An 11,941-nucleotide genomic window follows, 5' to 3' on the forward strand; every position below is an offset into this window, starting at 1 on the left:
AACGGGTGAGCGAATTGACGAAGCATCAGAAGTGGTGACCGGCCTGCGGCTCGGCGCTCCGGCAGGGCGTCACATGCGGAAGACTCCGAACGGGCGGGGTTCGGCGAGCGGGGCGTTGGCGCAGGCGGTGAGCGCCAGGCCGAGTGCGGTTCGGGTCTGCATGGGGTCGATCACGCCGTCGTCCCACAGCCGTGCGGTGGCGTAGTAGGCATTGCCCTGTCGCTCGTACTGCTCGCGGACCGGGCGCTTGAACTCGTCCTCGGCCTCGGCCGGCCAGTCCTCGCCCCGGGCCTCGAACTGGTCGCGTCGGACCGTCGCCAGTACGGAGGCCGCCTGCTCCCCGCCCATGACGGAGATCTTCGCGTTCGGCCACATCCACAGGAAGCGAGGCGAGTAGGCCCGGCCGCACATCGAATAGTTGCCCGCGCCGTACGAACCGCCGATGACCACCGTCAGCTTCGGCACCCGGGTGCAGGCCACCGCGGTGACCATCTTGGCGCCGTGCTTGGCGATGCCGCCGGCCTCGTACTGGCGACCCACCATGAAGCCGGTGATGTTCTGCAGGAAGAGGAGGGGGATGCCCCGCTGGTCGCACAACTCGATGAAGTGCGCGCCCTTGAGCGCGGACTCGGCGAACAGGACGCCGTTGTTGGCGACGATGCCGACCGGGTGGCCGTGGATGCGGGCGAACCCGGTCACCAGGGTGGTGCCGTACTCCGCCTTGAACTCTGCGAATCGGCTGCCGTCGACCAGGCGGGCGATCACCTCGCGCACGTCATAAGGGGTGCGCGGGTCCACCGGCACCACGCCGTACAGGCCGGCCGGGTCGACCGCGGGCGGCTCGACCGGGGCGAGCGGCCAGGGCTTCGCGGCGCGCGGGCCGAGTCCGGCCACGATGGTGCGGACGATGGAGAGCGCGTGCGCGTCGTCCTCCGCCAGGTGGTCCGTCACGCCGGAGGTCCGCGAGTGCAGGTCACCGCCGCCGAGTTCCTCCGCGGTCACCACCTCGCCGGTGGCTGCCTTCACCAGCGGTGGGCCGCCGAGGAAGATGGTGCCCTGGTTGCGGACGATCACTGCCTGGTCGCTCATCGCGGGAACGTAGGCGCCGCCCGCGGTGCACGAGCCGAGCACCGCCGCGATCTGCGGGATCCCGGCGGCGGACAGGCGCGCCTGGTTGTAGAAGATCCGGCCGAAGTGGTCGCGGTCGGGGAACACTTCGTCCTGCATCGGCAGGAACGCGCCGCCCGAGTCCACCAGGTAGATGCAGGGCAGCCGGTTCTCCAGGGCCACCTCCTGCGCGCGAAGGTGCTTCTTCACCGTCATCGGGTAGTAGGTGCCGCCCTTGACGGTGGCGTCGTTGGCCACCACCAGGACCTCGCGTCCGGCGACCCGTCCGATGCCGGCGATCACACCGGCGGCGGGGGCGGCCCCGTCGTACAGGCCGTCGGCCGCCAGCGGGGCCAGCTCCAGGAAGGGCGAACCGGGATCGAGCAGCGTGTCCACCCGGTCGCGCGGCAGGAGCTTGCCGCGGGCGGTGTGCTTGGTGCGAGCCTTCTCGCCGCCGCCGAGTGCTGCCGTCGCGAGCTTCTCGCGAAGCTCGGAGACCAGCGCCCGGTGGGCCTGCGCGTTGGCGAGACCGGCGGGTGACGCCGGGTCGACCGCGCTCTCCAGACGGGGCGCCGGTGCGGCGGCGGCGTCGAACAGCGTTGCCGGCTGCGTCGATGCGGAAGCGTTTCGAGGCGAAGCCGGAGACCACGATGAGGTCGGTGCCGAAGAGGGGACCATCCCAAGAGCTCCCTTGCCCTCGGATTCGGATCCGGGCAGGCCGAAGGGCGAGCCGGCCAGCCCGTGTTAATGAGCGTTAACTCTGCGGCCAGGTTAACCAGCGATAACCCGACTGTCTACGATGGGCAGCATGCCCAACCGCCCCGCCGCCCCCGTGCTCCCACGCCGTGACCAGATCCGGAAGGAGGCCGCCAGGCTGTTCGCCGCCCGCGGTTTCCTCGGCGTCGGCGTGGACGAGATCGGCAAGGCGGTCGGCATCAGCGGGCCCGGCCTGTACCGGCACTTCGCGGGCAAGGACGCGATGCTCGCCGACCTCCTGGTCGGCATCAGCGAGCGCCTGCTGGAGGAGGGCCGACGCCGGGCCGGGGCGGCCGCCGGGCCGCAGGCCGCGCTGGACTCCCTGATCGACGGCCACATCGACTTCGCGCTGGACGACCGGGACCTGATCATCCTGCACGACCGCGAGCTGCTCCACCTCAAGGAGGAGGACCGTCGCCGGGTCCGTCGGCTGCAGCGCGGCTATGTCGAGCTGTGGGTCGCGGTGGTGCGCGAGGCCTTCGCCGCGCTGGCCGCCGCCGAGGCCGAACCGGTCGCCCGCGCCGCCGTGCACGCGGTCTTCGGCCTGCTGAACTCCACCCCGCACAGCGCTGCGCCGCAGGCCGCTCCGGCGGACCTCGCCGCCGAGCGGGCCGGCCTGACCCGTGACGCGATGGCGGCACTGCTGCGCACGTTGGCCCACGGCGCGTTCGGGGCGGCCGCCGCTGCGGTGGTGGAGCCGCGCTCAACCGTCTGACCTGCGAATTTCAGGGCAGCTCCAGTGCCCGAGTTGAAGCTGGCTGTACCCCCGCCTAGGACGATCGGCCGACCCAAGTGCAGCCGACCGTAGGAGGCGCACCCCCGCGTGCCGTGGGCAGGCTGAAGACGGGAAGGAAGCTCGACCACGGGTCGTTCAGCCTCCTATGCGCCTGTCGAATCCGATGGACGCTCAATCGGCCGAATGGTTAGCATCACTAAATATGCCCGAGACTCAAGGTTTCCCAGAGCAAGGCTGGCTCCGCCGGCTCGGTGGCTACTGCTGGCGCTACCGTCGCAACCTGTCGCTGTCCTTCGGGTCGTCGCTGGTCGGTATGGCGATCACCGCGATCGTCCCGCTCATCACCAAGCTGATCATCGATGACGTGATCACCACGCACCGTCGCCCGCTCATGCCCTGGGCGGTGCTGCTCCTGGTCGCGGCCGCTGCGGTGTTCCTGTGCACGCAGATCCGCCGTTACTACGGCGGGCAGCTCGCGTTGGACGTCCAGCACGACATGCGCGCCGACCTGTTTCGCTCGCTGACCGGACTCGATGGGCACCGTCAGGACCGGCTGGACACCGGGCAGGTGGTCGGCCGTGCCACCTCCGACCTGCAACTCGTCAACGGGCTGCTTTCGATGCTGCCGATGATGACGGGCTACGCCCTGATGTTCGGCATGTCGTTGCTGGTCATGTTCTGGCTGTCACTGCCGCTCACCCTGATCGCGCTGGTGATGACTCCGGCCCTGTGGTGGCTCTCCACGCTCAGCCGCAAGCGCCTCTTCCCGGCGACCTGGGCCGCCCAACAGCAGGCCGCGGAGGTGGCCGGCGTGGTGGATGCCGCAGTCGGCGGCGTCCGGGTGGTCAAGGGCTTCGGCCAGGAGGCACAGGAACGCGGCAAGCTGGAGCGGGCCTCGCGGGAGCTGTTCGCCGCCCGGCTCCGTTCGATCCGGTTGAATGCCCGCTACACCCCGGCGATGCAGACCGTTCCCGCACTCGGGCAGGTCGCGGTGCTCGCCATCGGCGGCTGGCTGGCCGTCCGGGGCGATGTCACCCTCGGCACCTTTGTCGCCTTCTCCACCTACCTGGCGCAGATGACCGGCCCGGTCCGGATGCTCGCCATGGTGATCACCGTCGCCCAGCAGACCCGCGCCGGTGTCGAACGAGTCCTTCAGCTGATCGACCAACGCCCGCTGGTCTCCGAGATCGCGGACGCCCGGCCGCTCGATCCGGATGCGGCCCCGGTCGGAACACCCGCGCTGGAGCTCGACCAGGTCGCCTTCCACTACCGGGCCGAGGAACACCCCGAGCCCGGCAGCGTTCCCGACGGCGTCCCGGTGCTGGACGGCCTCAGCCTGCGGATCGAGCCGGGGGAGACCCTGGCCCTGGTCGGCGCCTCCGGCTCCGGCAAGTCGACCGTCGCCCAGCTGGTGCCCCGCTTCTACGACCCCACCTCCGGCACCGTCCGACTGTTCGGACAGGACCTCCGCCAGGCCACCCTCGACTCGGTGCGCGGCGCCATCGGCATCGTGCCGGAGGAGAGCTTCCTGTTCTCCGAGACGGTCCGCACCAACATTGCCTACGGCCACCCCGAGGCCACCGAGGAGCAGATCCTCGCTGCCGCCCGGATCGCCCAGGCCGACGGTTTCATCCGCGAACTTCCCGCCGGCTACGACACCAAGGTCGGCGAGCAGGGCCTCACCCTCTCCGGCGGCCAGCGCCAGCGCATCGCCCTGGCCCGAGCCGTCCTCACCGACCCGCGCATCCTGCTGCTCGACGACGCCACCTCGGCGGTCGACCCGCAGATCGAGGCGGAGATCCACGATGCGTTGCACAGCGTGATGGCGGGCCGCACCACCCTGCTGATCGCGCACCGCCGTTCCACCCTGCAACTCGCCGACCGCATCGCTGTCCTGGACGCCGGCCGGCTGATCGACATCGGCACCCACGAGGAACTCACCGCTCGATGTCCGCGCTACCGCTCGCTGATCACGGACCCTGACGCGCTGGCCGCCCCCGCCGCCCGGCCCGAGCCGGACGAGGAGCCCGCGAAGGCCGAGAAGGCCGAGCCGGTCGCCGCGAAGCCCGGTGCCGACGCCGAACTGCTCGCCAAGGTCGCCGCGCTGGCACCCGCGACCGACACCCCTGACATCCCGATCGCGCAGGCCGAGGCCGCCGACCCCGGCTTCAACCTCGCCCGGCTGCTCGCCCCGTTCCGCCGCCCGCTGCTGCTTGCGCTGCTGCTGGTCGCGCTGGACACCGCGGCCGGTCTGACCTTGCCGGTCCTGATCCGGCACGGCATCGACGACGGCGTCAACAAGGCCGCCATCGGGGGCGTCGCGATCGCCGCCCTGCTGGCACTCGTCATCGTCCTGCTGGACTGGCTGGTGCAGGCGACCGAGAGCAAGGTTTCCGGGCGTACCGGCGAACGCGTCCTCTACACCCTGCGCCTGAAGATCTTCGCCCACCTCAACCGGCTCGGCCTCGACTACTACGAGCGCGAGCTGACCGGTCGGATCATGACCCGCATGACGACCGATGTGGATTCCATATCTTCGTTCCTGCAGACCGGTGTGGTCACGGCCGTGGTCAGCCTGTTCACCTTCCTCGGAATCTTCGCGGCCCTGGTCGTGATCGATCCGGGCCTCTCCCTGATGGTCCTCATGGTGTTGCCGCCGCTGATCATCGCCACCCTGGTGTTCCGCAAGAAGTCCGCGCACCAGTACCAGATCTCCCGCGACCTGATCAGCACCGTCAACGCCGATCTGCAGGAGAACGTCGCCGGCATGCGGATCGTCCAGGCCTTCCGCCGCCAGGACGCCAACACGGACCGGTTCGTCGAACGCGGCCTCGCCTACCGGCACGCCCGGGTCAAGGCCCAGCTGTACATCTCGCTGTACTTCCCGTTCGTGCAGTTCCTGTCCAGCGTCGCCGCCACCCTGGTGCTGATCGCCGGCGCCTCCCGGGTCGATCACGGCACCCTGAGCATTGGCGCCCTGGTCGCGTACCTGCTGTACATCGACCTGTTCTTCGCCCCGGTCAGCCAGCTCTCGCAGATCTTCGACGGTTACCAGCAGGCCGCCGTCGGCCTCGGCCGGATCGGCGAGCTGCTGCGCACTCCCACCAGCACGCCCCAGGCCGAACAGCCCTTCCCGGTCGGGACGCTGCGCGGCGAGATCACCTTCGAGAACGTCGGCTTCGCCTACAACGGCGGGGGCGAGGGCAGTCCCGAGGTGCTCTCCGGCATCGACCTGCACATACCGGCCGGCCAGACCGTCGCGCTGGTCGGCGAGACCGGCGCCGGCAAGTCCACCCTGGTCAAGCTGGTCGCCCGGTTCTACGACGCCACCGGCGGCACCGTCCGGGTCGACGGCACCGACCTGACCCGCTACGACCTGGAGGACTACCGGCACCGGCTCGGTGTCGTCCCGCAGGAGGCGTACCTGTTCGCCGGTACGGTCCGCGACGCCATTGCCTACGGCCGCCCCGATGCGAGTGACGCCGAAGTCGAAGCCGCGGCCAAGGCGGTCGGCGCGCACGACATGATCACCCGGCTTGCCGGCGGCTACCGACACACCGTTGCCGGCCGCGGCCGCAATCTCTCGGCCGGCCAGCGCCAGCTCATCGCCCTCGCCCGGGCCGAACTGGTCGATCCCGACATCCTGCTTCTCGACGAGGCCACCGCCGCGCTCGACCTCGCCACCGAAGCAGCCGTCAACCACGCCGCCGACCGGCTCAGCGGCGGACGCACCACCCTGGTCATCGCCCACCGGCTCACCACCGCCGAACGCGCCGACCGGATCGTCGTCCTCGACCACGGACGAATAGTGGAGGACGGCACCCACGCCGACCTGCTCGGCCGCGACGGCGCCTACGCCAAGCTGTGGAACGCCTTCATCGCGGAGGGACACCCAGCCCCGGTACCGGGCTGATTGCCCCCGCCACAGCTCCGGGCCCGGCACGTCGTCGGGTCCGGAGCCCTCCGGCCCGCCGCTGCGACCGAAAACTCGATCGACAGTTCGGCAGTCGTCCTGTCAGGCTCTCCGTGTGCAGTGGATCACAGGACGTCAGAAGCCCAAGGGCGAGCGGCTACCCCGTCGAGCGGCGCGAACGGTGGTGCTCTCGCCGGAAGGTGAGGTGTTCCTGTTCCGATCGGACAACTCCGAAGTCGGGGTGCACTGGAACGCCCCGGGCGGCGGCCTGGAGTCGGGTGAAACGCCCGCCGAAGGAGCGCTCCGTGAGCTGCGCGAGGAGACCGGCTGGACCGACCTCCGGCCCGGCGAACTCCTCTGCACCTGGGAGCACGACTTCACCTGGCACGGCATACCCGTTCGCCAGAGCGAGCACATCTTCCTGACCTACGGTCCGCGACGCGAGCCAGGAGACGTGGCGGCGGCCCACCGCGCCGACGGCATCCTCGGGTGGCGTTGGTGGACGCCCGCCGAGCTGGCCGCGCCGGATGCCGATCCGCTGTGGCCGCCGAACCTGGCGGAGCTGGTGGCCGGACTCCGGTCTTCGGAACCCGGTCCGCTCGTCCCCGTCCACCTCGGCTACGTGCCCAACTCCGATACGAAACAGCGCAATTGACGGAAGGCCCGGCAGGCCGCAACACCCCGGCCACACCGGACTCCGGCAGCACGCGCGGAGGAGCCGCCCGTCCCCGAGCATTCGCACCCGTCACCCGTCACCCGGCCCCGTCACGGCACCCGCAGTGCCGACGTGATGACGCCCGCAACCGCGCCCACAACTGCGTCCGCGCCTGCGTCGAAGCCGCAGCCGATGCCGAAGCCGCAGCCGAGTGAGCCGCTCAACGGACCTGGCGTCGACCCCTCCGGCGTCCGCGAGCCGCCGGGACCTCGGCCTGCCAGTCGCGCAGCCCCAGTTCGCGGTCGTGCACAGCCTCCGGGTTGATCACCACCGAGAGCAGGGCGGAGCGCAGCTCCTCCGGGCTCATCCCGGTCGAGCGCTGCAACTGCTCAGTGGGGACCGACACTGCGATGGCCGGCCGCCACTCCGGCAGCACCACCTGGCAGGTTCCGGAGCCGAACCGCAGCAACCGGGCGGACACCCGACGCTCCGCGACCCGCGCCACACCAGGGCCGGCACTGTCGATCGGCCCGGGCGACCCGCCGATCAGCACGCCCATCGGCACACCCACGGGGGCAGCCGGCAAGGTCTCCACTTCGGCGGCGACCAGTCCGGTCGGCGCGGTGCCGCCGAACGGTGCCGACGCGGGCGGAACGGCGCGCACCTGACTCAGCCGCCGTGAAGGTGTCGGCCGTCGTGGCAGCCGCGTGCGTCCTGCCACCGCGCCCGCGCCCCACGCCCCTGACGACCAGCCGGGCGACCCAGGAGTGCCTGTGCTCCCGGCCGCCATGCCCATCCCACCCGTCACGCCCGGCACCACGTTCTCGGCACCCGACGGCCTGAGACCGTCGGCGTCCCGCGCCGGGCCCGGCACTGCCGGCAACCCGGCGGCGGTCCCGTCGCGGGCGTCCGGTGCTCTGTGACCGTCCGCATCGGCGTCGGCGGACCCGTCCAGGTCCGACCCGGACAGTGCCGAGCCATGCCCCGCGCCGGGGCCTGCCGGATCCGCGCTCGCCACAGCGCCACTGGCGTTCGCGTCCGGCCGGTTCGGCGCGTTCTGGTCGAGCGAGGTCATGGCTGCAAATCCTCCGGATTCTCGGCTCGCCCGATCCTGCACCACCAGTGCGCGCCGGGCCAAGGGACGTGCCTGCACAGCCTGGCGGTTCCGCCCCGTCCTGCCCGAATCCCGCCCGTCGACCTGGCCGCCACGTTATGGTGAGGGCATGTCTCTCTCGTCATGCCTGTGCTGGTGGCCGTCCTAGGACGGCCGATCCCCTCGCATGACTCCAGGGCCGTCCGTACGGGCGGCCCCGGCGTGAGCACCTTCGACGGACCCGGGCCCACCCCGGCGGGCGGTCACCACCGCAATCGGAGGAGAACTCCCGCCATGACCGCCGCTTCTGCCGTCTCCGCCGCTTCCGCCGTCTCGGACGCCGCGCCCAGCACCGCCAACCCGCTGATCGCATCCAGCGCCGAAGGCCACCGCCGCATCCTGACCGGCGACCGCCCGACCGGACCTCTGCACCTCGGCCACTACTTCGGCACGCTCCAGAAGCGGGTCCAACTCCAGCGCCAGGGCATCGAGTTGATGATCGTGATCGCCGACTACCAGGTGATCACCGACCGGGACCGGGCCGACCGGGTCGCCGAGCACGCCGAGAACCTGGTCCTCGACTACCTGGCCGCCGGAGTCGACCCGGACCGGGCCACGATCTTCACCCACAGCGCCGTCCCCGCCCTCAACCAGCTGATGCTGCCCTTCCTCAGCCTGATCAGCGTCGCCGAACTCTCCCGCAACCCCACCGTCAAGGACGAGATCGCCCACTCCCGGCAGGCGACGGTCAGCGGGCTGATGTTCACCTATCCCGTCCACCAGGCCGCCGACCTGCTGTTCTGCAAAGCGGACCTGGTCCCGGTCGGCCAGGACCAACTCCCGCACCTGGAAACCACCCGCACCATCGCCCGCCGCTTCAACGACCGCTACACCCCGCTGTTCCCCGAACCGCAGGCCCTGCTGTCCGAAGCCCCGCTGCTCCTCGGCACCGACGCCGGAAAGATGAGCAAAAGCCGGGGCAACGCCATCACCCTCGGCGCCGACGAGGACGAGACCGCGCGACTGCTGCGCGGCGCGGTCACCGACAACGACCGTTACATCAGCTACGACCCCGAGACCCGCCCCGGGGTCTCCAACCTGGTGCTGTTGATCGCCCTCTGCCAGGACCGCGACCCGCACGCCGTCGCCGAGGAGATCGGCTCCGGCGGAGCCGCCCGGCTCAAGCGCACCGCCACCGAGGCGGTCAACGAATACCTCCGCCCCCTGCGGACCCGCCGCGCCGAACTGGCCGCCGACCGCGCGCTGCTCCGGGAAGTCCTGCACACCGGCAACGCCCGCGCCAACGCGATCGCCGACCGCACCCTCACCGAGGTCCGCACCGCGATGGGCACCTTCTGACCGACCCGACCGGTGCGCGGGCCGTCCGCCCGCAGCGGCCCGCGCACTCCGCCCCGGAAACCTGGCAGATCGGCAGCAACCGCAACAGGGTGGCGAGTTCACTGCCGGGGGATACCGTCAGCAGGCAGACCACCGATCCGCAGGCAGACCATCCGCCGGCTCACGTGCCGTGCCCAGTTCGCGGTCCCACCCGCGCACCACACCACAAAGGAGTCTCCTGATGCCGTTGCGCCCGCTCCGTCCCGGTGACCGCATTGCCCTCGTCGCCCCCAGCGGCGCGGTCGACTCCGCACGACTCGCCCTCGGAACGGACATCCTCCGGTCCTGGGGTCTGGAGGTGGTGGTCTTCCCGCACGTCCACGACACCCACCCCACCCTGCCGTACCTCGCGGGCATCGACGCCCACCGTGCCGCCGACCTGCAGGCGGCCTGGCTGGACCCCGACATCGCCGCCGTCCTCTGTGTGCGCGGCGGCTTCGGCGTCCACCGGATGGTCGACCTCCTGGACTGGGCCGCGATGCGCGCCGCCCCGCCCAAACCCCTGATCGGGTTCAGCGACATCACTGTCCTGCACGAGGCCGTCGCCCAGCGCCTCGGCGTCCCCACTCTCTACGGCCCGATGCCCGGCGCCGGCGTCTTCAGCACCGACGCGCCGACCGCCGAGCACCTCCGCCGCACTCTGTTCGAGCCGGCCACCACGACCGTCCTTGCGGGCCCCGACGCCGCGACGCTGGTTCCCGGCCGCGCACACGGCGTCCTGATGGGCGGCTGCGTCTCCCTGCTTGCCGCCGACCGCGGTACCCCCGGTGCCCGCCCGTCCTTCGCCGGCGGGCTGCTCATCCTGGAGGACGTCAACGAGCAGCCCTACCAACTCGACCGAATCCTCACCCAGCTGCGACGCAGCGGAGCCCTGGAGGGAGTTGCGGGCGTGGTCCTCGGCTCCTGGGACCTGTGCGGGCCGCTCGACGGCGTACGTGCCGTGATGCTCGACCACTTCGGCGAACTCGGAGTCCCGGTCGTCTGGGAACTCGGCTTCGGCCACGCCCCGTCCTCGATCACCGTCCCGCTCGGCGTCCCCGCCACGCTGGACGCAGACGCTGCCACGCTCACGCTCGATGCGCCCGTTCTCACCGCCCCCACCGACGCGTAGGGTGGCGGGCCATGCACGCCGAAGGCACCCCCGCTGCAGCAACGTCTCCCACCGCACCGTCCGCCCGGCCGACTTCCGCCCCCGCAGCGACCGCCGTGTCCCGCGCACTCGGTCTGCTGCGTGGCCCCGGCAGCGGAACCGGCCGAGTACTCCTCGGCCTGGCCGGCCCGCCCGCCGCCGGAAAGTCCACCCTCGCCCGCCTGCTGATCGACGAGGTCAACCGCCACGAGGGCCCCGACACCGCGGCCTACCTCCCGTTGGACGGCTTCCACCTCTCCAACGCCCAGCTCGACCGCCTCGACCTGCGCTCCCGCAAGGGCGCCCCCGAGACCTTCGACGCCCGCGGCTACCTCGCCCTTGTCCAGCGCGTCGCCGCCGACCGCTTCCACGACATCTACGTGCCCGACTTCGACCGCACGCTGGACGAACCCGTCGCCGCCCGCCACCTGATCCGCCCCTGCACCCGCCTGGTCGTCACCGAAGGCAACTACCTCGCCTCGCCCACCACCCCCTGGAAGGACGCCCGGGCGCTGCTGCGCGAGCTCTGGTACGTCGACGCCGACCCCGTCGCCCGGGACGCCCGCCTACTCGCCCGCCACACCGCCGGCGGTCAGGACCGCCCCACCGCACGCCACCGGATCGACACCAACGACCAGCCCAACGCGGCTCACGTGGAGAACACCCGGCCAACCTGCGACTGGGTGGTCCGTACGGACGCGTTTGCACCTGCCCACCGATCGGCGTAGTGTTACCTAGTCGCTCGGCAGGGAGCACCGGACACGCATCTGCGTGGACGGTCCCGGGGCGGCCAATCCTCAAGAACCACCCAGTTGATCCGTGACGGGTCGCGTCCTTTTCGCGTCTCCGTTCGTATTTGCTGTGCGCGTTTTCGGAGATTGCGGCGGATTCGCTTTTCGGAGCGGGGATCGGCTAGAGTTTGAAACGTCGGACAGGCCGTCAGGTCGCAGAAGACGAAAGCGAGTCGGATCGAAACTCCGGAAAACGGAGCGGAAAACATCTGATAAGCTGGAAACACGAAAGAACGAAGCGCCCGGAGGGCCGGTCGGAAGGCCGCCTGAAGGAAGTGTCCGTTCCTTGAGAACTCAACAGCGTGCCAAAAGTCAACGCCAGATATGTTGACATCCCCGGCCGGTCCTCTGGATCGGTTGGAG

8 protein-coding genes are annotated in these 11,941 nt (G+C 70.9%); 6 read left to right on the forward strand and 2 right to left on the reverse strand.

The window, feature by feature from the left end:
- Positions 1–69 precede the first annotated feature (69 nt).
- Positions 70–1,785, reverse strand: a complete 1,716-nt coding sequence (locus tag ACIQF6_RS27855; protein ID WP_400899730.1) for a carboxyl transferase domain-containing protein — start codon at positions 1,783–1,785, stop codon at positions 70–72.
- Positions 1,786–1,915: 130 nt separating this feature from the next.
- On the opposite strand from ACIQF6_RS27855, the gene ACIQF6_RS27860 reads away from it, so the two are divergent.
- From ACIQF6_RS27860 to ACIQF6_RS27870, 3 genes are all read left to right on the forward strand, one after another.
- Positions 1,916–2,578, forward strand: coding sequence for a TetR/AcrR family transcriptional regulator (locus tag ACIQF6_RS27860; protein WP_400899732.1), 663 nt, complete (start codon positions 1,916–1,918; stop codon positions 2,576–2,578).
- 223 nt (positions 2,579–2,801) lie between these two features.
- Positions 2,802–6,512: an ABC transporter ATP-binding protein gene (locus ACIQF6_RS27865; RefSeq protein ID WP_400899734.1), complete on the forward strand. Its 3,711-nt coding sequence runs from the start codon at positions 2,802–2,804 to the stop codon at positions 6,510–6,512.
- Positions 6,513–6,717: 205 nt separating this feature from the next.
- Positions 6,718–7,167, forward strand: a complete 450-nt coding sequence (locus tag ACIQF6_RS27870; RefSeq protein WP_400899736.1) for an NUDIX hydrolase — start codon at positions 6,718–6,720, stop codon at positions 7,165–7,167.
- A 220-nt stretch (positions 7,168–7,387) separates the two neighbouring features.
- Here ACIQF6_RS27870 and ACIQF6_RS27875 read toward each other — a convergent pair whose 3' ends face one another.
- Positions 7,388–8,242, reverse strand: coding sequence for a hypothetical protein (locus ACIQF6_RS27875; RefSeq protein ID WP_400899738.1), 855 nt, complete (start codon positions 8,240–8,242; stop codon positions 7,388–7,390).
- Between the two features lie 312 nt (positions 8,243–8,554).
- Between ACIQF6_RS27875 and trpS the strand changes: the two genes are divergently transcribed.
- From trpS to ACIQF6_RS27890, 3 genes are all read left to right on the forward strand, one after another.
- Positions 8,555–9,619 carry a tryptophan--tRNA ligase gene (gene trpS, locus ACIQF6_RS27880; RefSeq protein WP_400899740.1) on the forward strand — a complete coding sequence of 355 codons (1,065 nt, stop codon included), beginning with the start codon at positions 8,555–8,557 and terminating at the stop codon, positions 9,617–9,619.
- Positions 9,620–9,839: 220 nt separating this feature from the next.
- Positions 9,840–10,769, forward strand: coding sequence for an LD-carboxypeptidase (locus ACIQF6_RS27885; RefSeq protein ID WP_400899742.1), 930 nt, complete (start codon positions 9,840–9,842; stop codon positions 10,767–10,769).
- 95 nt (positions 10,770–10,864) lie between these two features.
- On the forward strand, positions 10,865–11,515 hold the full coding sequence (locus ACIQF6_RS27890; protein ID WP_400899744.1) for a nucleoside/nucleotide kinase family protein: 651 nt from the start codon (positions 10,865–10,867) through the stop codon (positions 11,513–11,515).
- Positions 11,516–11,941: the final 426 nt, after the last annotated feature.

This window comes from Kitasatospora sp. NPDC092948 (genome assembly GCF_044754805.1).
Classification (GTDB): Bacteria; Actinomycetota; Actinomycetes; order Streptomycetales; family Streptomycetaceae; genus Kitasatospora.